The organism is Streptomyces canus (genome assembly GCF_030816965.1).
In the GTDB taxonomy this organism is placed as follows: Bacteria; Actinomycetota; Actinomycetes; order Streptomycetales; family Streptomycetaceae; genus Streptomyces; species Streptomyces canus_E.
The window spans coordinates 5,531,801-5,555,923 of the sequence record NZ_JAUSYQ010000002.1; the positions used below are offsets into that span (position 1 = coordinate 5,531,801).

At 70.3% G+C, this 24,123-nt stretch carries 24 protein-coding genes; 15 read left to right on the plus strand and 9 right to left on the minus strand.

The window, feature by feature from the left end; all coding sequences use genetic code 11:
* Nucleotides 1-7: 7 nt before the first annotated feature.
* Together QF027_RS26510 and QF027_RS26515 are read left to right on the plus strand one after the other, a co-directional pair.
* Nucleotides 8-1,222, plus strand: a complete 1,215-nt coding sequence (locus tag QF027_RS26510) for a cytochrome P450 (RefSeq protein ID WP_307077524.1) — start codon at nt 8-10, stop codon at nt 1,220-1,222.
* A 164-nt stretch (nt 1,223-1,386) separates the two neighbouring features.
* Nucleotides 1,387-1,839 (plus strand): DUF5707 domain-containing protein, encoded by a 453-nt coding sequence (locus QF027_RS26515; RefSeq protein WP_307077531.1) that lies wholly within the window; start codon nt 1,387-1,389, stop codon nt 1,837-1,839.
* A 47-nt stretch (nt 1,840-1,886) separates the two neighbouring features.
* Here the strand turns inward: QF027_RS26515 and QF027_RS26520 are convergent, their stop codons facing one another.
* Genes QF027_RS26520 through QF027_RS26530 form a run of 3 tightly spaced genes read right to left on the minus strand, consistent with a single transcriptional unit; the run spans nt 1,887 to nt 4,690 of the window.
* The gene (locus tag QF027_RS26520; protein ID WP_307077534.1) at nt 1,887-2,144 is read right to left on the minus strand and encodes a hypothetical protein; all 258 of its coding nucleotides are present in this window, start codon (nt 2,142-2,144) and stop codon (nt 1,887-1,889) included.
* Nucleotides 2,145-2,177: 33 nt separating this feature from the next.
* Nucleotides 2,178-3,746, minus strand: a complete 1,569-nt coding sequence (locus QF027_RS26525; protein ID WP_306978489.1) for an ABC transporter permease — start codon at nt 3,744-3,746, stop codon at nt 2,178-2,180.
* Nucleotides 3,743-4,690, minus strand: a complete 948-nt coding sequence (locus QF027_RS26530; RefSeq protein WP_306978486.1) for an ABC transporter ATP-binding protein — start codon at nt 4,688-4,690, stop codon at nt 3,743-3,745. Before QF027_RS26530 ends, QF027_RS26525 begins: the two co-directional genes overlap by 4 nt.
* Nucleotides 4,691-4,764: 74 nt before the next feature.
* Here QF027_RS26530 and QF027_RS26535 point away from each other — a divergent pair, with 74 nt between their 5' ends.
* Nucleotides 4,765-5,259, plus strand: coding sequence for a GbsR/MarR family transcriptional regulator (locus QF027_RS26535; RefSeq protein ID WP_306978485.1), 495 nt, complete (start codon nt 4,765-4,767; stop codon nt 5,257-5,259).
* Here the strand turns inward: QF027_RS26535 and QF027_RS26540 are convergent.
* On the minus strand, nt 5,256-6,764 hold the full coding sequence (locus QF027_RS26540; RefSeq protein ID WP_307077536.1) for an APC family permease: 1,509 nt from the start codon (nt 6,762-6,764) through the stop codon (nt 5,256-5,258). The two genes, QF027_RS26535 and QF027_RS26540, sit on opposite strands and share 4 nt — an antisense overlap.
* A gap of 149 nt (nt 6,765-6,913) precedes the next feature.
* Between QF027_RS26540 and QF027_RS26545 the strand changes: the two genes are divergently transcribed.
* Together QF027_RS26545 and eutC are read left to right on the plus strand one after the other, a co-directional pair.
* Nucleotides 6,914-8,305, plus strand: a complete 1,392-nt coding sequence (locus QF027_RS26545) for an ethanolamine ammonia-lyase subunit EutB (RefSeq protein ID WP_307077538.1) — start codon at nt 6,914-6,916, stop codon at nt 8,303-8,305.
* Nucleotides 8,302-9,045: an ethanolamine ammonia-lyase subunit EutC gene (gene eutC, locus QF027_RS26550; protein ID WP_306978478.1), complete on the plus strand. Its 744-nt coding sequence runs from the start codon at nt 8,302-8,304 to the stop codon at nt 9,043-9,045. The genes QF027_RS26545 and eutC overlap by 4 nt, the downstream gene beginning before the upstream one ends.
* 390 nt (nt 9,046-9,435) lie before the next feature.
* Here eutC and QF027_RS26555 read toward each other — a convergent pair whose 3' ends face one another.
* The gene (locus tag QF027_RS26555; protein ID WP_306978476.1) at nt 9,436-10,284 is read right to left on the minus strand and encodes a diacylglycerol kinase; all 849 of its coding nucleotides are present in this window, start codon (nt 10,282-10,284) and stop codon (nt 9,436-9,438) included.
* A 188-nt stretch (nt 10,285-10,472) separates the two neighbouring features.
* Here QF027_RS26555 and QF027_RS26560 point away from each other — a divergent pair, with 188 nt between their 5' ends.
* From QF027_RS26560 to QF027_RS26590, 7 genes are all read left to right on the plus strand, one after another.
* Nucleotides 10,473-11,756 (plus strand): adenylosuccinate synthase, encoded by a 1,284-nt coding sequence (locus tag QF027_RS26560; protein ID WP_306978473.1) that lies wholly within the window; start codon nt 10,473-10,475, stop codon nt 11,754-11,756.
* Nucleotides 11,757-11,905: 149 nt separating this feature from the next.
* Nucleotides 11,906-13,717, plus strand: coding sequence for a bifunctional metallophosphatase/5'-nucleotidase (locus QF027_RS26565; protein WP_307077541.1), 1,812 nt, complete (start codon nt 11,906-11,908; stop codon nt 13,715-13,717).
* Nucleotides 13,718-13,914: 197 nt separating this feature from the next.
* Entirely contained in the window at nt 13,915-15,159 is a 1,245-nt protein-coding gene (locus QF027_RS26570) for a DUF3500 domain-containing protein (RefSeq protein ID WP_307077543.1), read from the plus strand.
* Complete coding sequence (locus tag QF027_RS26575; RefSeq protein WP_307077545.1) at nt 15,156-16,499, plus strand: HupE/UreJ family protein; 1,344 nt, start codon at nt 15,156-15,158, stop codon at nt 16,497-16,499. Before QF027_RS26570 ends, QF027_RS26575 begins: the two co-directional genes overlap by 4 nt.
* Before the next feature lie 89 nt (nt 16,500-16,588).
* Nucleotides 16,589-17,473, plus strand: a complete 885-nt coding sequence (locus tag QF027_RS26580; RefSeq protein WP_307077547.1) for a helix-turn-helix domain-containing protein — start codon at nt 16,589-16,591, stop codon at nt 17,471-17,473.
* A gap of 30 nt (nt 17,474-17,503) precedes the next feature.
* Complete coding sequence (locus tag QF027_RS26585; RefSeq protein ID WP_306978464.1) at nt 17,504-17,674, plus strand: hypothetical protein; 171 nt, start codon at nt 17,504-17,506, stop codon at nt 17,672-17,674.
* Nucleotide 17,675: 1 nt separating this feature from the next.
* On the plus strand, nt 17,676-18,674 hold the full coding sequence (locus tag QF027_RS26590) for a peptidoglycan-binding protein (RefSeq protein WP_306978462.1): 999 nt from the start codon (nt 17,676-17,678) through the stop codon (nt 18,672-18,674).
* Between the two features lie 255 nt (nt 18,675-18,929).
* Here the strand turns inward: QF027_RS26590 and QF027_RS26595 are convergent, their stop codons facing one another.
* A complete protein-coding gene (locus QF027_RS26595) occupies nt 18,930-19,214 on the minus strand; it encodes an SCO4225 family membrane protein (protein ID WP_307082490.1) in 285 nt (94 codons plus the stop codon).
* A 354-nt stretch (nt 19,215-19,568) separates the two neighbouring features.
* On the opposite strand from QF027_RS26595, the gene QF027_RS26600 reads away from it, so the two are divergent.
* The gene (locus QF027_RS26600; RefSeq protein ID WP_306978460.1) at nt 19,569-19,862 is read left to right on the plus strand and encodes a hypothetical protein; all 294 of its coding nucleotides are present in this window, start codon (nt 19,569-19,571) and stop codon (nt 19,860-19,862) included.
* A gap of 3 nt (nt 19,863-19,865) precedes the next feature.
* On the opposite strand, the gene QF027_RS26605 is transcribed toward QF027_RS26600, so the two are convergent.
* The 3 genes from QF027_RS26605 to QF027_RS26615 form a co-directional block, all read right to left on the minus strand.
* Nucleotides 19,866-20,516: a hypothetical protein gene (locus tag QF027_RS26605; protein WP_306978458.1), complete on the minus strand. Its 651-nt coding sequence runs from the start codon at nt 20,514-20,516 to the stop codon at nt 19,866-19,868.
* A gap of 165 nt (nt 20,517-20,681) precedes the next feature.
* Entirely contained in the window at nt 20,682-21,380 is a 699-nt protein-coding gene (locus QF027_RS26610; protein ID WP_307077549.1) for a GntR family transcriptional regulator, read from the minus strand.
* A gap of 91 nt (nt 21,381-21,471) precedes the next feature.
* Nucleotides 21,472-22,827, minus strand: coding sequence for an aspartate aminotransferase family protein (locus QF027_RS26615; RefSeq protein WP_306978454.1), 1,356 nt, complete (start codon nt 22,825-22,827; stop codon nt 21,472-21,474).
* 170 nt (nt 22,828-22,997) lie between these two features.
* On the opposite strand from QF027_RS26615, the gene QF027_RS26620 reads away from it, so the two are divergent.
* Nucleotides 22,998-23,630 carry a type 1 glutamine amidotransferase family protein gene (locus QF027_RS26620; RefSeq protein WP_307077551.1) on the plus strand — a complete coding sequence of 211 codons (633 nt, stop codon included), beginning with the start codon at nt 22,998-23,000 and terminating at the stop codon, nt 23,628-23,630.
* Nucleotides 23,627-24,085 (plus strand): MarR family winged helix-turn-helix transcriptional regulator, encoded by a 459-nt coding sequence (locus tag QF027_RS26625; protein WP_306978451.1) that lies wholly within the window; start codon nt 23,627-23,629, stop codon nt 24,083-24,085. Before QF027_RS26620 ends, QF027_RS26625 begins: the two co-directional genes overlap by 4 nt.
* Nucleotides 24,086-24,123 lie beyond the last annotated feature (38 nt).

Sequence of the window (24,123 nt, forward strand, 5' to 3'; positions counted from 1 at the left end):
TCCCCGCATGGCAGCCTTCGATCCCTGGGACCCGGCGTTTCTCGCCGACCCGTACCCCGCCTACGCCGAGCTCCGCGCCAACGGCCGTGTGCAGTACTACGAGCCCACGAACCAGTGGCTCGTCCCGCACCACGCCGACGTCTCCGCGCTGCTCAGGGACCGCAGGCTCGGGCGGACGTACCAGCACCGGTTCACGCACGAGGACTTCGGACGGTCCGCGCCGCCCGCCGCGCACGAGCCGTTCCACACGCTCAACGACCACGGGATGCTCGACCTGGAGCCCCCGGACCACACCCGGATCCGGCGCCTGGTGTCGAAGGCGTTCACGCCGCGCACAGTCGAGCAGCTGAGGCCGTATGTGACCAAGCTGGCCGGTGAGCTGGTGGACCGGCTCGTCGCGGAGGGTGGCGGTGATCTGCTCACCGATGTCGCCGAGCCGCTTCCCGTCGCCGTGATCGCCGAGATGCTGGGGATCCCCGAGCCGGACCGGGCGCCACTGCGGCCCTGGTCGGCGGACATCTGCGGGATGTACGAGCTGAACCCGCCGGCGGATGTGGCGGCGAGGGCGGTACGGGCGTCGGTCGAGTTCTCCGACTACCTCCGCGACCTGATCGCCGAGCGCCGCAAGAACCCCGGCGACGACCTCATCTCCGGGCTCATCGCCGCGCACGACGAGGGTGACCGGCTCACCGAGCAGGAGATGATCTCCACCTGCGTCCTGCTGCTCAACGCGGGCCACGAGGCCACCGTGAACGCCACGGTCAACGGCTGGTACGCCCTGTTCCGGAACCCGGAACAGTTGGCCGCCCTGCGCGCGGACCACTCCCTCGTCCCGCGAGCCGTCGAAGAGCTCATGCGCTACGACACCCCCCTCCAGCTCTTCGAACGCTGGGTCCTGGACGAGATCGAGGTCGACGGGACGACGATCCCGAGGGGTGCCGAGATCGCTCTGCTCTTTGGTTCCGCCAACCACGACCCGGCCACATTCCCGAACCCGGAGCGCCTCGACCTCACCCGCACCGACAACCCGCACATCTCCTTCAGCGCCGGCATCCACTACTGCATCGGCGCCCCCCTGGCCCGTATCGAACTGGCGGCCTCCATGACGGCCGTACTGGAGAAGGCCCCGACGCTCGCCCTGGCGGCGGACCCGGAGCGGAAGCCGAACTTCGTGATCCGGGGGCTGGAGGGGCTGCGCGTCCACATCGCCCAGGGGGAGTGACCGCACGGGGCCGGGAGGTACGTGCACGGACGCAACGACCGTTACTCAGGCTTCAGTTGAGTACGCGTGCTCATACCCGGCGCTCGCCGCGCGGCCAGTATGGAAGCACGGCGCCGCCGAGAGCGCCGGTGGGATCCAGCTGAGCCTTGCAGGGAGAATTTCTCATGTCGCGTCGCATCGTTGTGTCCGTCGCTGCCGGTGTCGTCGTCCTCGGAGGTGCCGGTGCCTTCGCCCTCGCCTACGCCGGGGACCAGTCGCCGGGGCTGACGCACAGCATGGCCCGCTACACCGCTCCCGCCGCCGACCGCGACGGCTCGTTGACCTTCACCACTGACGTCACGGCGTCCTCCGATGTCAAGAGCGTGAAGGTGCTGGCCTGGCCGGCGAACTCGTCCTTCGCGAAGAAGGGGCTGACGGCCAAGGACATGGCCGCCGTGGAGTCGGCCGTCTGCAAGCCCTCGGGCGGGGAGAGCGAGCGGTGTACCTACAAGGTCGCCGTCACCCGCGCCGATGCCGAAGGCTCCCCGAAGGGTCAGTGGCACGTGGCCGTCCTGGTCACCACCAAGGACGGCGACACGACCCTGGACACCAAGGCGGCCGACTTCACGGTGGCCTGATCCGGAGGTGATCCGGCCCAGTGCCCCGGACGCACAGGGCCGCCCGCTCAATCCGGCCGAGGCCGGCGGCGGCCCACCAGCCGTACCAGCAGAGTGAGGACCAGGAGCGGCAGAAAGGCTCCCCCCACCACCACGAACGGCAGCTCCGTGAACAGGACCGTCACGTCCATGCCCTCGTTCTCGAAGCCGCCGCCCAGGTGGCGTCGGGTACGGGGCATGGACAGCCACAGCAGGGGGGCCGCGGTCGCCCCCGCCGCCGACAGCGCACAGCCCCCGCAGGTCACTGCGTCCCCATGCCGTTTCATGCCTGAAGGGACGTGCGTGCCCCGGCCTGCGGTTCAGGTCGTCAGGTCTCGTCGTCGCAGCCCCGCAAGGCCCGCCGCCACCAGCACCCCCGCGAGCCCGAGCAGGACCAGCACCGGCCCCCACTCCATTTCCCCGCCCGGCAGCTTCGGCAGGTGACCGAAGGGAGACAGGTCCAGGACCGTCCGCGGGACGTCGAGGGCCGGGCCGACCCAGCCGATCAGCAGCACCGCCCCGGCGACTCCCCAGGCCAGCGGAGCGACGCGCGGGGCCAGGCCGTACAGCAGGACCGCCAGTCCGCCGACCACCCACACCGCGGCCACCTGCACCAGGCACGCGCCCAGGACGGGGCCGACCTCCTTGCCGTAGCCCACGGCGAAGCCGAGACCCGCGAGCAGCATGATGAGCGCCGCGCCTCCGAAGGCGATCACCAGGTGGCCCGAGGCCCACCGCAGGCGGCCCACCGCGTTCGCCAGGACCGGTTCCGCCCGCATCGACGTCTCCTCACCGTGCAGCCGCAGTACCGACGCGACGACGTACAGCGCGGCCACCAGCCCCAGCATCCCGGTCATCGAGGCGAGGAAGGCGTCCGTGATCCCGGACTGTCCGCCCATCCGCTCGAAGATCTCGCGGGCCTTCTCGTTGTCGCCCACCAGGTCGGCCACGCCGTCCGTCAGACCGCCGTAGACCACCCCGGCCAGGAAGAAGCCGATCGACCAGCCGAGCACGGCGCCCCGCTGCAGCCGCCACGCCAGGGCGCCCGCCGTGCCCAGGCGGCCGACAGGGGGTCCCGGGCGCGTCGGTACGAAGCTCATGCCCACGTCCCTGCGGCCGGCCAGTACGTAGGCCAGCGCGCCCTGGGCCGCCACCGCCGCCGCGAACAGCGCCAGCACCCACCAGCGTTCGCCGGCGAAAGGGCGCAACTGCGACAGCCACCCGAGCGGCGACAGCCAGGTCAGGACGGACGACCCGTCGGTGGACACCGAGTCCCCTGACGCCCTCAGTACGAAGGCCACGCCCAGCACGCCCGCCGTCAGGCCCCGCGCCAGCCGCGCGCTCTCCGTCAGCTGCGCGACGATCGCGGCCATCGTGGCGAAGAGCATGCCCACGGCGGCCAGCCCCAGGCCGAACGCCAGAGCGCCCGCCACTCCCTGGCCCGCCAGACCCGCCGTCACCAGAAGTGCCAGCACACCGCTCGCCACCGCCGCCGCCAGCAGCGCGGCCGTCAGTGAGGCGCGGCGGCCCACCACGCCGGAGGCGATCAGTTCCTGCCGGCCGGACTCCTCCTCGTCACGGGTGTGGCGTACGACGACCAGGAGACCGGTGACGGCGGCGAGCGCCCCCGCGTAGACGCCGACGCGCCAGGCGGTGAGGGCGCCGAGGGAGTCGTCGAAGGCGGGGCCGATCAGCGCGCGGAAGGAGGAGTTGGTGGCCACCTGGTGCAGCAGGTCGGCGCGCTCGGCCCCGGTGCCGTACAGGCCCTTGAGGGTGTTCGGCATGGACAGGACCATCAGGGTGTTCACCGCCACCCACACCGGGATCATCAGCCGGTCGCGGCGCAGGTTGAAGCGGAACAGGACGCCCGTGCCGGCGAGGGAGGTCATGACGCCGCCCCCTCGTTCTGGTAGTGCCGCAGGAACAGTTCCTCCAGCGTCGGCGGCGTCGAGGTCAGCGAGCGCACCCCGGACTCGCTCAACTGCCGTAGCACCGCGTCGAGTCGGTCCGTGTCCACCTGCAACCGGACCCGATGGCCCTGGACGTCGAGGTCGTGGACGCCCGGCAGACGTGCCAACCCGTCGGGAGCGCCGGCGAGTTCGGCCGTGACGCTGGTGCGGGTCAGGTGGCGCAGCTCGGCGAGCGAGCCCGTCTCGACCGTGCGGCCGCGCCGGATGATGCTCACCCGGTCGCACAACTCCTCGACCTCGCTGAGGATGTGGGACGACAGCAGGACCGTACGGCCGCGCTCCCGCTCCTCCTCGACACAGCGCTGGAAGACCTCCTCCATCAGCGGATCCAGGCCCGAGGTCGGCTCGTCCAGGATCAGCAGGTCCGCGTCCGAGGCGAACGCGGCGACCAGGGCGACCTTCTGGCGGTTGCCCTTCGAGTAGGTGCGGCCCTTCTTGGTGGGGTCCAGCTCGAAGCGTTCGATCAGGTCGGCGCGGCGCGCCCGGTCGAGACCGCCCGCCCGTCGCCCGCCACCACCCTGCCTGACGCGCTTCGCGCGGCCCCCATCGTGCAGACGGCCGTAGAGGTCGATCACCTCGCCGCCGGAGAGGTTGCGCCACAGCGTCACGTCCCCCGGCACGTAGGCGATCCGGCGGTGCACCTCGACCGCGTCGGCCCACGGGTCGCGGCCGAGCACCTGCGCGGCGCCGGAGTCGGCGCGCAGCAGGCCGAGCAGGACGCGGATGGTGGTGGACTTGCCGGCGCCGTTGGGGCCGAGGAAGCCGTGCACCTCGCCGGTGGTGACCTCCAGGTCGAGGCCGTCGAGGGCCTGGGTGCCGCCGAACGACTTGTGGAGACCGGAGACGGTGATTGCCTTCGTCATGCTTCAGAAAGTACGCTTCTTTCAGAAATTTGTGAAGTTAAGGAAGCGCGTGAACCCCCGTTAGGCTGGTGGCCATGACGGAGTCCAAGGCGGTGCAACGGGACCCGGAGGCGGTCTCACGGTTCGTGGAGCGGTTCGCGGCGCAGCTCGTCGAGGCGGGGTTGCCGCGTATGCCGGCGCGGGTCTTCTCCGCGCTGCTGGCATCCGACAGCGGTGCTCTGACCTCCGCCGAGCTGGGCGAGCAGCTTCGGATCAGCCCCGCGGCCGTCTCGGGGGCGGTGCGCTACCTGGCGCAGGTGCACATGCTGTCGCGCGAGCGGGAGCCCGGCTCGCGGCGGGAGCGGTACCGGGTCCACTCCGACCAGTGGTACCAGGCGCTCACCAACCGCGAGGCGATCATCAAACGCTGGGAGGATGCCCTGCGCGAGGGGGTGGCCAGCCTGGGCGCCGAGACTCCGGCGGGACACAGGCTGGCCGAGACCCTCGCGTTCTTCGAGTTCATCGAGAAGGACGTGGCGGAGATGATGGAGCGCTGGAGGATCCACCGCGCCAGGCTCTTCGGGGCCTAACGCTCCTTCGTCTCCTCCAGTACCGTCCGCCCCAGCAGCAGATACCGCTCGGGCGACCGCCGCTTCAGGTACTGCGCATAGCCGATGCCCAGCGCCGCGACGGCCGCCACCAGCCACGGCGTGGCCTTCAGCACCAGCGAACCGGACTCCGTGCCGGCCGCCGCGCCCATGTTGGACACCAGCAGGACGACCACGGCGAGCATGGCGATGCCGCCGACCAACGGGGCCGTGAGAGTCCGGAACCAGTGGCGGCTCTCCGGGTGGTGCTTGCGGAAGTACGCCAGCACCGCGAAGGAGCACACCGCCTGCACGATCAGGATCGCCATGGTGCCGAGGATGGCGAGCAGGACGTACGTGCCGCTGTACGGGTCCTTGCCGGCCGCCCAGAACGCCAGCAGGAGTACGGCGGTCACGATCGTCTGCACCAGGCCCGCGACGTGCGGAGAGCCGTGCCGGGGGTGGGTGCGGCCGACCGTGTGCTTCAGCGAGGGCAGGACGCCCTCGCGGCCCAGCGCGTACATGTAGCGGGCGGCGCAGTTGTGGAAGGCCATGCCGCAGGCCAGCGAGCCGGTGATCATCAGCCACTGCATGACGTCGACCGCCCAGTGTCCGACGTACTGCTCGGTCGGGCCGAAGAAGAGCTGCAGGGGGTTGGCGGTGGCGACCTCGACGGCCTTGGACTCGCCGGTGCCCGAGATGGCCATCCAGGAGACGAAGACGTAGAAGACGCCGACGCCCAGGACGGAGATCATCGTCGCCTTGGGGATGATCTTCTTCGGGTTGCGGGACTCCTCGCCGTACATCGCCGTCGACTCGAAGCCGACCCACGACCAGAAGGCGAAGAAGAGACCGAGCCCGGCGGAGGTGCCCTTGAAGGCGTTGACCGGGTTGACGGGGTCCAGGCTGAAGCCGTCCGGGCCGCCGCCGTGGAAGGCGACCGAGACCGCCATCGCGGCGAGGATCGTCACCTCGGTGGCCAGGAGTACGACGAGGAGCTTCTCGGCGACCGAGACACCGAACCAGGTGCCCGTCGCGTTGACCGCGAGCATCAGGACCGCGAACGCCCACCAGGGGATGTGCACCCCGGTCTGGTCCTTCAGCGTCCCCGTCGCGAACGTCGAGAAGATGCCGATGAGCGCCGGCTCGAAGACGACGTACGCGAAGGTGGCGAGCAGTCCCGACGCGAGGCCCGCCGTGCGGCCGAGGCCGTAGGAGATGAAGCCGTAGAAGGCGCCGGTCGAGGTGATGTGCTTCGCCATCGAGGTGAAGCCGACGGAAAAGATTGCCAGGACGACCATTGCGACGAGGTAGCTCGCGGGTGCGCCGATGCCATTGCCCGCCGACACCATGAAGGGCACGTTGCCCGTCATCGCGGTGATCGGCGCGGCGGTCGCCACGGCCATGAAGACCACGCCCAGCAGGCCGATGGCGTTGGGCTTCAACCGGTGAACCGTGCCTCCCTCGTCCGTCTTCGCCGCCGGGGCGACTCCCTCGTCCACTGCCATCGGGTGGCCCCTCTCCTTGCCCGTCCACTACGTTCCGAACCGGAACTCTGTAGCCCGAATAAGTCGAGCAAGGGTCTCGGGGCGTTAAATGTTTGTCAACCAGACCTTTAGAAATCTGACGGCAACACGCGGCACTTAGCGTCGTCGGCATGAGCTACACGTCCGTTCTCGGCGGTCGACGCCACCGCTTCGACACCCTCGCCCGTCTGCTCGCCGCCGCGAGCCCCGAACGCTCCGGCGACCGGCTGGCGGGACTCGCGGCCGCTTCCGAACAGGAGCGGGTGGCCGCGCGCTGGGCGCTGGCGGACGTGCCGCTCACGGAGTTTCTGGCCGAGCCGCTGATCCCGTACGAGACGGACGACGTGACACGGCTGATCCTCGACACGCACGACGCGGCCGCCTTCGCGCCGGTGGCGGGGCTGACGGTGGGCGAGTTCCGGGAGTGGCTGCTGTCTCCCGGAGCCGACGCGGGGGCGCTGGCCGCCCTCGCGCCCGGGCTCACCCCCGAGATGGTCGCCGCGGTCTCCAAGCTGATGGGCAACGCGGACCTGGTCGCGGTGGCCCGCAAGGTGCGCGTGGTCACCGCGTTCCGCTCGACGATCGGGCTGCCGGGACGGCTGGCGACCCGGCTCCAGCCCAACCATCCCACCGACGACCCGGCGGGCGTGGCGGCGGCCCTCCTCGACGGACTGCTGCTGGGCTCCGGCGACGCGGTGATCGGCATCAACCCGGCGACCGACAGCCCCAAGGCCGTACGAGACCTGCTGGAACTGCTCGACGGGGTGATCCGGCGGTACGCGATCCCCACCCAGTCCTGTGTGCTGTGCCATGTCACGACGAGCGTGGACCTGATGTCCCGCGGCGCCCCGGTGGACCTGGTCTTCCAGTCGATCGCGGGGACACAGGCGGCGAACGCGTCCTTCGGGGTGACGCTGGGCCTGCTCGACGAGGCGTACGAAGCCGCCCTCGCCCTGGAGCGGGGCACGGTCGGCCACAACGTCATGTACTTCGAGACCGGGCAGGGCAGCGCCCTGTCGGCGGGCGCGCACCACGGGGTGGACCAGCAGACGGTGGAGGCCCGGGCGTACGCGGTGGCGCGGCGCTACGACCCGCTGCTCGTGAACACGGTCGTCGGCTTCATCGGCCCGGAGTACCTCTACGACGGCCGGCAGATCCTGCGCGCCGCCCTGGAGGACCACTTCTGCGGCAAACTCCTCGGCCTGCCCATGGGGCTGGACATCTGCTACACCAACCACGCCGACGCGGACGACGACGACATCGCCACGATGCTCACGATGCTCGGCGTGGCCGGCGCGTCCTTCGTGATCTGCACACCGGGCGGCGACGACATCATGCTCAACTACCAGTCCGCCTCGTACCACGACGCGTTGTACCTCCGGGAGGTCCTGGGCCTGCGCCCGGCGCCGGAGTTCGAGAGCTGGCTCGACTCGATCGGGCTGCTGGACGAGAAGGGCGGGATCCGCGAGACGACCGGAGCGGCCCACCCGCTGACGGCGATCGGGAAGGAGCTGGCGGCATGAGCGAAGTGGCCGTGCAGACAAGTGAGTTGTGGTCGTCGCTGCGGCAGCGCACCCAGGCCCGCATCGGCCTCGGCCGCGCCGGTTCCGCCCTCCCCACCCGGCACCGCCTGGAACTGCAGGCGGCGCACGCGGCCGCGCGGGACGCCGTGCACTCGCCGTTCGAGCCCGACGTGATCGCGGCGGGGCTGGCCGGGACGCCGACGGTACGGGTGCGCAGCTCGGCTCCGGACCGGCTCACCTACCTCCAGCGGCCGGACCTGGGCCGCCGCCTCGAGCCCATGGACCGGGCCCATCTGCCCACGGGGGAGTGGGACGCGGTCTTCGTGGTCGCCGACGGGCTGTCCAGCCGGGCGGTGCACGAGCACGCGGCGGCGGTGGTGCGGGAGACGGCGGCCCGCCTCGAGAACTGGCATCTCGCTCCCGTCGTCCTGGCCGAACAGGCCCGCGTGGCCCTCGGCGACGACGTCGCGCACGCGATGGGCGCCGCGATGGTCGTCGTCCTGGTCGGTGAACGGCCCGGTATGTCGGCGGCGGACTCCCTGGGCGCGTATCTCACGTACCGGCCCACCCCGGGCGTGACGACGGACGCCGACCGCAACTGCCTGTCCAACATCCGCCCGCCCCTGGGCCTGTCGTACACGGGGGCGGCGGAAAAGCTGGCGGGGCTGATGACCAGGGCCCGCGAGCTCGGCCTGACCGGGGTGAACCTGAAGGACGAGACAGACGCACTGCCGCGCTAGACCGGACCGGCCAGGGGGCGCCCGCGGCGGCGCGCTTCGTCGACGGCGAGCTCGTGTCGGGCGGTGTGTTTCGTGCACGGCGGGTTGGTGTCGGGGGGTGTGTTTCGCGTGCGGCGGGTTGGTGCTGGGCGGCGCGCCTTGTCGACGGCGGGCCGGTGCCGGGCGGTGTGCTTCCTGTACGGCGGGCTGGTGCGGGGACGCACCTTGTCGACGGCGGGCCCGGTGCCGGGCGGCGCACCTCGTCGACGGTCGGCCGGTGCCGGTGCCGGTGCCGACGACGCGCCTCGCACCGAAAGCCGATGTCGGCGAGGCACCTCGCCCACGGCAAGCCGCTGTCCGGGGCCGTGCCTGGTCAACGGCTCCTCGTCCGCCCCGCTTCCGCCCGCTTCCTCACCGCCCCGGCAACACCAACCCCAACGCCCCCTCCCGCACCGTCCACGTCCGTCTCCGTACCGGTCCCGCCACCCCCGCGTCCGCCCGGTAGCGGAAATCCGCCCCGGTGACGGTCACCGTCCTGCCGGTGGCCAGCAGCGGGGACGCCTCCGCGCCCACCGACAGCGGGCGTATCTCCACCGAGGCCAGGCCGCCGCCGTAGCCGGGGGTCACCGAGACCGCCTCCAGGGGTTGGTCCAGGTCCACCAGCGTGACCCCGTCGACCTCCACCCGCAGCCGCGAGGGCCCGGGAAGGACAGGCGCGGTCTCCCGGGCGGGACGGGCCGGCACCAGGGTCCGTACGAGGGACTGGCAGGTCCGCAGCCAGGGCCGCGCGGCCTCCACGGGCTCCTCCCGCGCGACCAGCGCGGGAATCCGCAGTGCGCCGAGGACCACCCCGTCGCTGTCGTCCACGAGCATGTCCAGCCGCCGCTCGGTCCCCTCCAGCACCGCTCGCGCGGCCGCCACCGCCCCCATCGGCACCCCGAGGGCGTGGGCGACTCCGAGCATCGGCCCCACCGGCACCACCGACAGCACACATTCGGCCAGCTGCCGCTGCCGGTGCAGCAGCACCACCGCCCGCATCAGCGCACGGTCGTCGCCGACGACCACCGGCCGCCGCGAGCCGCGCCGCGCCAGCGCCCGGGCGAACTCCTCGGGCCCGTCCGGCAGACACACCTTCGTCGCCGCACCCGCGCTGAGCACGTCTTTCACGATCCGTACGGACTCGCCGTCCGTCTGCCGGGCGACCGGGTCGATCACCACCAGCAGGTGATCAAAAGTCGCGGAAGTCGCCACCTCGGCCATGCCTCGCTTCCTCGGGTAGCATCTTGGTGCAAGAGCCCCTTGCGCTATTGCGCCAGGGGCTTCGTCTATTCCGGGGCACCCGGGTCCGACGGGCAGCGGCCGACGACGGCCGTGGTGCACGCGACGGAGGAACCGTACGCGTACGCCCCCGACCTTGGACATGCCCCGCCCGGAAGGGGTGTACGCGCGTGCCCGCACTTGTGCTGCTCGGTGCTCAGTGGGGTGACGAAGGCAAGGGAAAGGCAACCGACCTGCTCGGTGGCTCGGTGGACTATGTGGTGCGCTACCAGGGCGGCAACAACGCCGGCCACACGGTAGTCGTGGGCGATCAGAAGTACGCCCTCCACCTCCTCCCTTCCGGAATCCTGTCTCCGGGGTGCACCCCGGTCATCGGCAACGGTGTCGTCGTCGATCCGTCGGTCCTGTTCTCCGAGCTGAACGGACTGAACGACCGCGGCGTCGACACCTCCAAGCTCCTGATCAGCGGCAACGCCCACATCATCACGCCCTACAACGTCACCGTCGACAAGGTGACGGAACGCTTCCTCGGAAAGCGCAAGATCGGCACGACGGGGCGCGGCATCGGACCGACCTACGCCGACAAGATCAACCGCGTGGGCATCCGCATCCAGGACCTGTACGACGAGTCGATCCTGACCCAGAAGGTCGAGGCGGCCCTCGACGGCAAGAACCAGCTCCTGACCAAGGTCTTCAACCGACGCGCCATAGAGGTCGGTCAGGTCGTCGAGGAGCTGCTGAGCTACGCGGACCGGCTCAAGCCCTACGTCGCCGACACGGTCCTGGTGCTCAACCAGGCCCTGGAGCAGGACAAGGTCGTCCTGTTCGAGGGTGGCCAGGGCACGCTCCTGGACATCGACCACGGCACGTACCCCTTCGTCACCTCCAGCAACCCCACCGCGGGCGGTGCCTGCACGGGTGCGGGCGTCGGCCCCACGAAGATCAGCCGGGTCATCGGCATCCTCAAGGCCTACACGACCCGGGTCGGTTCGGGCCCGTTCCCGACCGAGCTGTTCGACGAGGACGGCGACGCCCTGCGCCGCATCGGCGGTGAGCGGGGTGTCACCACCGGCCGTGACCGTCGCTGCGGCTGGTTCGACGCGGTGATCGCCCGGTACGCGACCCGCGTCAACGGCCTCACCGACTTCTTCCTCACCAAGCTCGACGTGCTCACCGGCTGGGAGCAGATCCCGGTCTGTGTCGCGTACGAGATCGACGGCGAGCGCGTCGAGGAGCTCCCGTACTCCCAGACCGACTTCCACCACGCGAAGCCGGTCTACGAGTACCTCCCGGGCTGGAGCGAGGACATCACCAAGGCGAAGTCCTTCTCCGACCTCCCGAAGAACGCCCAGGACTACGTGAAGGCGCTGGAGGAGATGTCCGGCGCCCCGATCTCCGCGATCGGCGTGGGCCCGGGCCGGGACGAGACGATCGAGATCAACTCGTTCCTGTAAATCCCTTTTGTTCGCCAGCTGTTGGGCCGGTCATGGACTTCCTTGACCGGCCCATGGCTTGCTCCTGGTTCCGCGCGCGACCGGCGGGACGGGACTATCTACGCGGGTAGTTCCGTCTCTCCTCCCTCCCCCTTTCCAGGAGCCCTTCCATGCCCGTCAGTCCCCTGAACCGTCGAGCGTTCGTGAAGAAGTCAGCCGTCACCGGTGCGGCCGTGGCCGTCGCGGGGACGGCGGGAGCTCCCGCCGCCCAGGCCGCCGAGCGCGAGCCGGTGCAGAAGAACCGCACCTGGTCGTTCTCCGTCCTCGGCACCACCGACCTGCACAGCCACGTCTTCGACTGGGACTACTACCTCGACAAGGCGTACTCCGACAGCAAGGGCAACTCCGTCGGTGTCGCCCGGGTCGCCACGCTCATCAAGCAGCAGCGCGCGGCCAAGGGTGAGGAGCACGTGCTGCTCGTCGACGCCGGCGACATCATCCAGGGCACCTCACTGGCGTACTACTTCGCGCGCGTGCAGCCCATCACCGGCAAGGACGCGCCGAAGCACCCGATGGCCGTCGCCATGAACCACATGCGCTACGACGCCGCCGCCCTCGGCAACCACGAGTTCAACTACGGCATCGAGGTGCTCAGGAAGTTCGAGAGCCAGTGCCGCTTCCCGCTGCTGGGCGCCAACGCCCTGGACGCGAAGACGCTGAAGCCCGCCTTCCAGCCGTACACCGTGAAGCGGATCTGTGTGCCGGGCGCCCCCGACATCAAGGTCGGCATCCTCGGCCTCACCAACCCCGGAATCGCCCTGTGGGACAAGGACAACGTCAGCGGGAAGATGGTCTTCCCCGGCCTGGTCGAGCAGGCGAAGAAGTATGTGCCCCGGCTGCGGGCGCTCGGCTGTGACGTCGTCTTCCTGACCGACCACTCGGGACTCGACGGTTCCTCGTCGTACGGCGACGAACTGCCGTACGTCGAGAACGCCTCGAACCTCGTCGCCCAGCAGGTTCCCGGCATCGACGCGATCCTCGTCGGCCACACCCACGTCGAGGTGCCGTCGTACACCGTGAAGAACGAGGAGACCGGCGAGGACGTGCTGCTGTCCGAGCCGTACTGCTGGGGCTACCGGCTCAGCGTCTTCGACTTCGAGCTGGAACTCGTGCGCGGGCAGTGGAAGGTGACGAAGAAGACCGCCCAGACCCTGAACCCCCGCACGGTCGACGAGGACCCGGAGATCAAAAAGCTCCTGGAGGCCGACCACGAGCTGGTCGTGAAGTACGTCAACACGGCCGTCGGCACCTGCACCGAGGACCTCTCGGCGGTGGAGTCCTGCTGGAAGGACGTCCCCATCATGGACTTCATCCACCAGGTCCAGATGGACACCGTGAAGGCGGGCCTGTCGGCCTCCGACGCGGCCCTCCCGCTGATCTCGGTCGCCGCCCCCTTCTCCCGCACCGCCGACATCCCCGCGGGCAGCGTCACCATCAAGGACATCGCCGGGCTCTACATCTACGACAACACCCTCTACGGCAAGAAGCTCACCGGCGCCCAGCTCAAGGACTACCTGGAGTACGCGGCGAAGTACTACCACCAGGTGCCGGCGGGCACGGCCGTGGACACCTCGACGCTGACCAACGCCAACAGCTTCTGGGACTACATGTACGACACCGCCGCGGGCGTCTCGTACGACATCGACATCGCGCAGGCCGAGGGCTCGCGGATCAAGAACCTGGCCTACAACGGAACTCCGGTCACCGACGACCAGGTCTTCGTCGTCGCCGTCAACAACTACCGTGCCAACGGCGGCTCCGGCTACCCCCACATCGCCGCCGCGGACATCGCCTACAGCTCCACCAACGAGATCCGCCAGCTGATGATCGACTACGTGACCTCGAAGGCCACGCTGGACCCGAAGGACTTCGCGGTCACCAACTGGAAGCTGACGCAGGGCGGTACGGCGGTCTTCTCCTGAAGTCGTTGAAGTTTCGCCAACTGAAGGTGCGATAAGCGCAGCCTGTCAGCAGGCCATGCTTATTTCTTCGATATGCGCCGCACATCCCTCAAAAGGGACGTGGTCCGGACGCGCGCGCATTGAGCTGTCAACAATTTTGCTGATAGTTCTCTGGTCAGCGCGCGCGTCCATCCCAACCTCGTCCCCAGGGAGTGTTCGTGAGCAGGGAAAGAACCAGTCAGGCGCGCAAGCGGCGCACATGGCGGACCGTGGCCGGAGTCGCCGCCGGTGTCGTCCTCGTCGGTGGTGGATTCGTGGCGGCGAACGCCGCGACCACCACCGACACGAAGACGGCGGCCCACTTCGCGGTGAACAAGAAGGCCACCGGCGTCGGCGCCGTGGTCAGCGCCGCCAACGCGTTCCTCAACACGCTGGACTCCGACCAGCAGTCCGAGACGGTCCTGGACTTCAGCCAGGCCAACGCGACCGCCTGGTCGAACCTGCCGTGCGGCGGCAACTGCCGCCCCGGCATCCGGACCGGCTCGCTGTCCGACGACCAACTCAGCGCGCTCCAGAACGTGTTGAAGGTGGCCCTGGGGTCCGGCAAGGACACCGGCTACGAGCACGTCATGCAGACTCTGAAGGCCGACGACGTGCTCGCCTCCGCACAGAGCACCAGCTCCTCCTCCGCCGCCCCGACGGACGCCCCCTCGGCCGACCCGACGGCCAGTCCCACGGCCACGGACGTTCCGACCGGCACGCCCCCCTCGGGCGGTCCCGGAGGCGGCGGCGGTGCCGGCGGTGGGGGTTACGGCAGCGGCGTCTACTACCTGGCGTTCCTCGGCACCCCCTCGGCGACCGGCACCTGGCAGCTGCACTTCGGCGGCCACCACCTCGCCGTGAACGTCACCTACAAGGACGGCAAGGTCGCCGGTGCCAGCCCGTTCTTCAGCGGCGTCGAGCCCACCACATGGACCGCCGACGACGGCACCACCTACTCCCCGATGGCGAAGTTCCGCGACGGCCTGCTCAAGGTGACGAGCAGCCTGACCACCGAGCAGCTGGCCACCGCCAAGCTGTCCGAGTCCTTCAGTGACGTTCTGCTCGGCCCGGGCAAGGACGGCCAGTTCCCGGCGACCAAGGAGGGCATCAAGGTCAGCGCTCTGTCGGCAAAGCAGAAGAAGCTGGTCCTGGAGGCCATCCATCCCTGGGTCGCCGACGTGGACGACGCCACGGCGAAAAAGCTCATGAAGACGTACGAGCGGGAGCTGAACCAGACCTACGTCAGCTACTCCGGCGGCACCGGCCTGGACACCCAGGGCGACTACGTCCGGATCGACGGCCCCAGCGTGTGGATCGAGTTCGTCTGCCAGGACGGCGTGGTCTACCGGGACCAGATCCACTACCACACCGTGTACCGGGACCACACCCGCGACTACGGCAGCGAGTTCTCCTTCTCATGACCGGACCGCGAAACTGGCTGACCACAGCGCTGCGCTGGGTTGCCGGGATCGCGATCGCGGTACCGGCGACGCTCCTGCTCGGGGCGTCGCCGGCCGCCGCGCATCCGATGCCGCACTCGGTGGTGCAGCTCGACGTGTACGAGCACTCGGTCTCGGGCCGCCTGGAACTGCCCCTCGACGACTTCGCCCGCGCCAGCGGGATCGAGGTGTCCGAGAAGACGCTGAGTGCCCGAACCGGGGCCGTCCGCGCCTACCTGGTCCAGCACATCCGACCCACCGCCACCGACGGCAGCACCTGGCAGGTCACCGTCGGCCGCCCGATCCTGAGCCGGGCCGTGCAGACCGACACCGGCCGGTACCGCGAGCTGGTCGTCCGGGCCGTGCTCACCCCGCCGGCCGGCACTGACGTACGGCACTTCACCTTCGGCTACGACGTCATCGTCCACCAGGTCATCACCCACACCGCGCTGGTAACGGTCCGTCAGGACTGGTCGGCCGGTCAGGTCGACGGTGAGGGCACCACGCAGGTCGGCACGATCCGTGTCGACACCCGGACCATGAAGGTGCCGGCCCTGAAGGTCGACCTGGCCGCGGGCAGCGCATGGCGGGGCTTCGTCGCCATGGTCGAACTCGGTGGCGACCACATCCTCACCGGCACCGACCATCTGCTGTTCCTGCTCATCCTGCTGCTGCCCGCCCCGCTGGCGGCGAGCGGAGGGCGCTGGAACGGTCTGGTGGGCGCGAGGAAAGCCCTGGGCCGCATCGGCCGCATCACGCTCGCCTTCACCGCCGGCCACTCCGCCGCACTGGCCGCCACCGCGCTCGGCCACCTCGACATCCCCGCCTGGCCGGTCGAGGCGTTCATCGCGGCGAGCATCCTGGTCGGCGCGATCCATGCCGTCCGGCCGCTCTTCCCGGGCAAGGAGGCACTCGTGGCCGGGGTCTTCGGGCTCGGCCACGGCATGGCGTTCTCCTTCGTGCTCGCCGAGATGCGGCTGACCGCGGGCCAGTTGGCGACCAGCCTCCTCGGCTTCAACCTCGGCATCGAACTGGTCCAGCTCCTGCTGGTGTGCCTCGCCCTGCCGTCCCTGCTGGTCCTGGCCCGCCTCAGGGTCCAGCCCGCCCTGCGGCTGACCGGCGCGGTGCTCACCGGCACGGCGGCTCTCGGCTGGCTCGCCGACCGTCTCGGCCTGTCCAACCCCGCGGCCCGGGCCGCCGACAGCGCCGGATCCCATACGACGGTGCTGCTGGCCGCGCTCGTGGCGACCGCGGTGTCCGCCGTGGCCTGGACGCTGTTCGCCCGCCGCCGGGCCCCGGCCGACCCTGTCCTGGTGGTCTGACGGCCCTACCGGTACCCGACGTCCATCGGATGTTTACTCGTGGTTGGTATCACTGGTACCCGACCCATTCATCCGCCACGGGGGGCTCGATGGACGCGGAGATCTGGACCAAGGAGCTGGGCAGACCGGGCAGCACAAGGGAGTTGGGCGCGGTACGGCTGTCCGCCGTGCGGTGCCCGGCGACGGAGTTACCGGGCGGCGGGACGGGCGCACCGGGCGGCCACCGCTACCACCTCACGCTGCTGCTGGGGGGTGCGCTGGCGCTGGACCAGGAGGACAGGTCGGCGCGGCCCGGCCCCGGGGACCTGGTGCTGGTGGACGGGGGCCGGCCCTTCCGGCTGGCCCTCACCGCGCCCCGGAACGTGCTGGTCACCGCCCACCTCCCGGTCGTTCCCGGTGATCCGGCGCAGTGCGTGGCGCGCACGATCGGCGGACGGCAGGGGCTGGGCGCCCTGGTCTCCGGGCTCCTGACGGGACTGGCCCGGGACACCACCTTCTACCGGCCCGCCGACGAGCGCCGGCTGGGCGTGGCCGTACTCGAACTCACCGGCGCGTTACTGGACCAGGGACGCCCGGACCCCGCCCCTCAGCCGCTCCTCCCGCGCATCCAGGCGTACGTCCTGGCGCACCTGGGCGACGGCCCTCTCACGCCCGACGACGTGGCCGCCGCGCATCACATCTCCACCCGCTATCTGCACCGCCTCTTCCAGCGCCAGGGCCTGACCGTGGCCGCCTGGATCAAGACGCAGCGGCTGGAGCGGTGCCGGCGCGACCTGGCCGATCCGCGGCTGGCCCACCTCCCCGTCCATGCCGTCGCGGCCCGCTGGGGATTCGCCCAACCTGCCGATTTCAGCAGGGCGTTCCGCACCGCCTACAGGATCTCCCCCACCTGTTTCCGGGGACGCTCCCTGCCAACAAACAGTGCGCGCGCTGCCAACGACAGGCACCTCACGGCTCAGCAGACTCACGGATAAGCACTGCAACCACATCCATGGGGGAGCCGTATGGCCGAGAACCAAGCCGCTGCCGCGGCGGCGAGCGAGCAGAAGCCGGTGGAACCGCGAGGCGGAGCCGGGGTGTTCGACGTGGACCCGGACCAGTCCGGGGTCAGCCAGGACCCGAAGAAGGTCGTCAAGGGCGACATATCCGTCTTCCCCGAGAACACGGAGGTCTGACATGGGATCCGTCTCGGGGATGCTCGCGCAGATGCGCGCCCTCATCGGCACCGGTGAGTACCCGCCCGGCTCGAACAGCAACAAGATCACCGACTGGTACGGCTTCGACGACGCATGGTGCGACATGACCGTCAGCTACGCCGCCGCCCACTCGGACAACCTCAGCGCGGTCTGCGGCAAGTTCGCCTACACGGTCGCGCACGCCAACGCCTTCAAGGCGAAGGGCCGTTGGCACTACGGGCTCGGCGGGATCCGCCCGGGCGACATCGTCTTCTTCGACTGGAACGGCAGCCGGTCCATCAGCAGGATCGACCACGTCGGCGTCGTCGAGGCGGTGCACTCCAACGGCACCATCACCACCATCGAGGGCAACACCAGCAACAAGTGCATGCGCCACAGCCGCAACTCCGCCTGCGTGGTGGGCTACGGCCGCCCCGGCTACGGCGACGCGAGCCCGCTGCCGCCCACCGACGGCATCCTGCGCAAGGGCTCCAAGGGCGCGGCGGTCAAGACGCTCCAGAAGAACCTGAACACCGTCATGAAGTCCGGACTGGTCGTCGACGGCGACTTCGGTCCGGCCACCGACACCGCCGTACGGGCCTTCCAGAAGAAGTACGGCCTGACGGTCGACGGTCAGTACGGGCCGGCGTCGGCCGCGGTGATGAAGTCCGCGCTGAAGGGCGGCACCAAGCCGATCCCGCCCACCCCGCGCCCGCCGGCCGCCGGAAAGCTCAAGGTGGACGGCGAGTTCGGGCCGGCGACCTGCGCGGCGATGCAGCGCGCCCTGAACAAGCACGGGGCCAAGCTGAGCGTGGACGGTGGCTTCGGACCGTTGACGAAGAAGGCCCTGCAGAGCTATCTGAAGGTCGCCGCGGACGGGGTCGTCGGGCCCAACACGGTCAAGGCCCTCCAGAAGAAGGTGGGTTCGGGAGTCGACGGCAAGTGGGGTGCGGACACCACCCGCCACCTCCAGACGGCTCTGAACGCCGGCACGTTCTGAACGGACGGGGACTCCGGTCGGCGGGCCGGAGTCCCTCTCCCCACGGCTGCTTCAGCAGCCGGTCGCCCAGGTGTGGGAGTCGCCGCGGTCGTTGGCCATGCCGTTGCAGCCGACCTCCTGGCCGGGGTCGAGGCAGAGGACATGCCCCGGCGGACGGCAGCGGCTGCGTGGGCGGGCGCGGCTGTGAGGGGAGCGAGGGCGGCGAGCGGCACGGAGGTGATCAAGGCGGGGCGCATCATCGAGGACTGCGGGAGGTCAGGCCGTGGGGTGCAGGCGGCCCGTGACGCTCCGGTACGCCGCCCCGAGCACCGCCGCGTTCACCACGGCCCCCAGGGCGATCCCGGCCCACGCCCACGCTTCCGGCAGCATCACGAACAGCAGCGAGGCCGGGGCCGTGACAAGGAACGCCCAGACGCCGGCGAGGCTCGCGTCGGCGTGTTCGACGAACAGCGCGTCCACGCCGACCCAGCAGAGGACGGCGGCCACGAGGAGCAGGTAGCCGAGAGCGAGCGGGTTGCGGAAGTAGCGCGAGCCGTTCATGTGGACCCCCAGGTGATCGGTCGGTGCGTCGGTGATCCCCACGATGCCTGGCCTTCCGCGGCCACCGCCTGAGTTGCGATACTCAACGTCTTCGCGGGGTGTACCCAGGCCCGCACGAACTCCCCCGTGTGCGCCCGCGCCCACTGCGCGAACGTCCGGGCCGGGCGCCCCGGAATCGCGCGCCCCGGCTCCCCGGCGCGCGCGAGCCGCCGTGCCGACTCGCTCCCCACGTGGCCCGTCGCACCGGGGGAGCGGTCCACCTGCTCCCTCTGGAGTAGCCCGGGATAAATACCACATACGGGCATATCCTGGGATTGTGCATTTCTGCGTGTCGATCTGGAGAAGGTGAGTGCGATGCGCGTACTGCTCAAGGTGTCCATGGACACGGAGAAGGCGAACGAGGCCATCAGCCACGGCACCCTGCCGAAGCTGATCGAGCAGTCGATGGAACAGATCAAGCCCGAAGCGGCCTACTTCACCGCCGAGAACGGTCAGCGCACCGCCTACATGGTCTTCGACATGCAGGACAGCTCACTGATGCCGGTGATCAGTGAGCCGTTCTTCATGAACCTGGGCGCCAAGATCAGCTACACCCCGGTGATGAACTACGAGGACGTGCAGAAGGGGCTCTCCCAGCTGGGGCGCTGACCCTCAGCTGAAGATGATCATCGAGCCCTGGGCGAGACTCCGGGTGGCCGCCGCGTGCAGTCCCAGCCAGACATGACGTTCACGGGCGAAGGGGCTGGGGTCGTACGGTGCGGGGACGGCCGGCTCCTCCAGCTCCGTGGGGGCGCGCGGCGGCTCGGGGGGCGCCGGGGGGTTGGCCGGGTCGATGCCGATCACCGGGGCCACGAACTCCAGCTCCCGCAGCAGGGTCTGCGAGGAGCCCAACGGGCCGCCGCCCGCGAGGAGTTCCTCACTCGCCAGCGGGTGCGGGAAGTCGACGGGGACGTACGCGCCCGCATGGTCGTAGTGCCAGACCAGATGGGACTGCTGGGCCGTCGTCTCGAACATCTCCAGCAACTGCTCGTAGTCACCGCCGAGTTCGTCGACCGGGGTGACCGGGAGCCCGCAGACCTGGAGCAGATAGGCGCGGCGCAGGAAGTGCAGGGCGTCGTAGTCGAACCCGGCCACCGGGGCGACCTCGCCGGACAGGCCCGGCATGTACTGGTACACCGGCACCGGCGGCAACCCGGCCTCGGCGAGCACCTTGTTGTATTGCGCGAGCTCGTCGGCGAACGGGTTGTCCGGGGTGTGGCACAACACGTCGACGAGCGGGACCAGCCACAGGTCACAGGCCAAAAGACAGCTCCTCGGATACTCGCGGTGCGCGGATGTCCTCACATGGTGGTCAAGGCAGGGTAGTCGGTGGGACGCCGGGGCGGATCCCGTCGTAGGGGAGTCGTAGCGGAGTCGTGTCGCGGTCGTAGGGGCCGGGTGCAGGTCCCATACCCGTGCCCGGCGCGCTCAGTCGGCGGTGAGGCCCTCGATGAGGGTCAGATAGTGGCCGTTGTAGGCGGCGAGGAGCTTGCGGGCGGTCCCGGTGTCCCGCCGGTACAGGGCGTCGGCGACCTCGGGGTGCCGGGACCACAGGCTGCCGCGCAGATCGGTGAGCCGGCGCAGGTGCTGGACCGTGCACACCCAGGTCTGGACGCGCAGCCGGTGCAGGAAGTCGGCGAGGTAGGGGTTGCCGAACAGGACGCTCAGCTCGCGCCAGAAGCGCAGGTCGTAGCCGATCAGTACGGTCAGGTCGCCCGCGACGGCGGCCCGCTGGGCCTCCTCGCCGCGCCGCCGTACGCCCGCCACGGCCGCGGCGGTACGGGGCTCGTCGAGCTCCTGGAGGATGCGGTGGCCGGCGTCGAGTGCCTGGAACATGCCGTCCGTGACCAGACTGCGGGCTTCGATCATGCCGCGGAAGTCGTCGAGGGAGTACTCGTGCACATGAAAGCCCCGGTGCTGGTCGGCCTCCAGGAGCCCCTGCGCCGACAGATCGACGAGGGCCTCACGCACCGGGGTGGCGGAGACGCCGTACTGCTCGGCGATCTCCTTCACCGTGAACTCCTGCCCCGGCTGGAGCCGCCCGGCCAGCACCTCGTCCCGCAGCGCGTCCGCGATCTGCTGCCGCAGCGTACTGCGGGTGACGGAACCGTTGCTGCTGCCGGGCATCGTCGGGCGCCTCCCTCGCGCAGGTGCAGATGGCGTGCTCGTACATATGTCTACGAGCACGCCACCTTACGCGTTCGAAGGCCCCGAGTGCTTACTCCGTGTACTCGTCCGCCACGGAGAGCGCGCTGTCCAGCGCGGCCAGCCCCTCCTTCAGCTCCGCCTCGCTGACGTTGCACGGCGGCACCACATGCGTCCGGTTCATGTTGACGAAGGGCCAGACGCCCTGCTTCTTCGCGGCGGCCCCGAACGCGGCCATCGGGGCGTTCGCCTCGCCCGCCGCGTTGTAGGGCACGAGCGGCTCGCGGGTCTCCCTGTTCTTCACGAGCTCCAGCGCCCAGAACATGCCGACACCACGCACCTCGCCGACGCTCGGGTGCCGCTCGGCGAGCTCCCGGAGCGCGGGCTCCATGACGGCCGTACCGAGGTGCTTGGCGTTGTCGACGACGCCCTCCTCCGCCATGACGTTGATCGTCGCGACGGCGGCGGCGCAGGCGAGGGGGTGCCCGGAGTAGGTGAGGCCGCCCGGGTAGGGCCGCTTGCCGAAGGTCTCCGCGACGGCGCCGGAGATGGCGACCCCGCCGAGCGGCACGTATCCGCTGTTGACGCCCTTGGCGAAGGTCATCAGGTCGGGGGTGACGTCGAACAGGTCGGCGGCGAACCACTCACCGGTGCGCCCGAACCCGGCCATGACCTCGTCCAGGATGAAGACGATCCCGTACGTGTCGCAGATCTCGCGGACACCGGCGAGGTAGCCGGGCGGCGGGACCATGATCCCCGCGGTGCCGGGGATGGACTCCAGGATGATCGCGGCGACGGTGGCCGGCCCCTCGAAGGCGATGGTCGTCTCCAGGTGCTCCAGCGCCCGCGCGGTCTCCTGCTCCTCCGTCTCGGCGTAGAAGCGGGACCGGTAGAGGAAGGGCGCCCAGAAGTGCACGACCCCGGCGGAGGCGCTGTCGGAGGCCCAGCGCCGCGGATCCCCGGTGAGGTTGACGGCCTGCTGGGTGCCGCCGTGGTACGACCGGTAGGCGGACAGCACCTTGGGCCGCCCGGTGTGCAGCCGCGCCATCCGGACGGCGTGCTCGACGGCGTCGGCACCGCCGTTGGTGAAGAAGATCTTGTCCAGGTCCCCGGGCGTCCGCTCGGCGATCAGCCGGGCCGCCTCCGACCGCGCCTCGATCGCGAAGGCGGGCGCGAACGTCGTCAGGTGCGCGGCCTGCTCCTGTATCGCGGCGACGACCTTCGGATGCTGGTAGCCGATGTTGGTGTAGACGAGCCCGCTGGTGAAGTCGAGATAGCGGTTCCCGTCGTAGTCCCAGAAGTACGACCCCTCCGCACCGGCGACGGCGAGCGGGTCGATGAGCTCCTGCGCGGACCAGGAGTGGAACACATGAGCACGGTCCGCGGCCTTCACGGCGGCGCCGACCTCGGGGTGGGGCTGAGGGGTCATGCCAGTGAGCGTAAATGTCCGCGATGCGGAAGCGGTATGGGCGTCCTGTCTGTGGACGGCGGCTTTCCGCGACAGGTTGTCCAGGACCCCACCATTGACAGCCTGCTGTCGAAATGACAGCATGTTGTCATCTGGGGGAAACCCGAGCTTCCAAGCCCGAGGAGGCAGTCATGAGCCGCAAGCCCGTGCATCTCGCCGTGTACGACACCTACGCCGACTGGGAGACGGGACACGCCACGGCCTATCTCGCCCGCGCCGGGTACGAGATCCGGACGGTCGGGCCCTCGCGTGAGCCGGTGAACTCCGTCGGGGGGCTGCGGGTGCAGCCCGCGTGCGCCCTGGACGACGTACGGCCGTCCGAGAGCTCCCTGCTGATCCTGCCGGGCGCCGATCTCTGGACGGAGACATCAGCCGCTGACGCGGCGGGCGGCGACGACCTCGCCCCCTTCGCCCGCAAGGCGCGGGAGTTCCTCGACGCCGGGGTTCCCGTCGCCGCGATCTGCGGGGCCACCGCGGGGCTCGCGCGCGAGGGGCTGCTGGACGACCGGAATCACACCAGTGCCGTGTCCTTCTATCTGGCGGCCACGGGGTACGGCGGCGGCGAGCGGTACGTCGACGCGGACGCCGTGACCGACCGCGGGCTGATCACCGCCGGACCCACCGAGCCGGTGGCGTTCGCCCGGGAGATCTTCCGGTTGCTCGGGGTGTACGACGGCGAGGTGCTGGACGCCTGGTACCGGCTGTTCCACGACTCCGACGCCGAGGCGTACGCCGTGCTGGAGAAGGCGCAGGCGTCCGGGTGAGCCGGGAGCGGCAGGATCTGCTCAGCCGCAGCGCGCTCGGCGCGTTCCGGCTCAACGGCCAGTTCCTCACCGTCGCCGAGGAGTTGGCCGGACCGGCCGGGCTGACCGCCGCCTGGTGGCAGGTGCTCGGCGCGGTGCTCGGTCAGCCGCTGCCGGTCGCCGGGATCGCCCGGGAGATGGGCATCACCCGGCAGAGCGTCCAGCGGATCGCCGATCTGCTGGTGGAGCGGGGGCTGGCCGAGTACCGGCCCAACCCCGCCCACCGCCGCGCCAAGCTCCTCGCGCCGACGGAGGAGGGGATGGCCGCCGTGCGGCGGATCGGCCCGGGCCACGCGGCCTTCGCCGACCGGCTCGCGGAGGCCTTCGGGGAGTCCGAACTCGCCGAAGCGGTAGGGATGTTGGAGCGGCTGTCCAAGGTACTCGACCAGATCTCGACGGGTGACGGTCGGACGTAGACACTGGTCTTCTGTCGGGCAGGTGTGCGGTCTGGGGG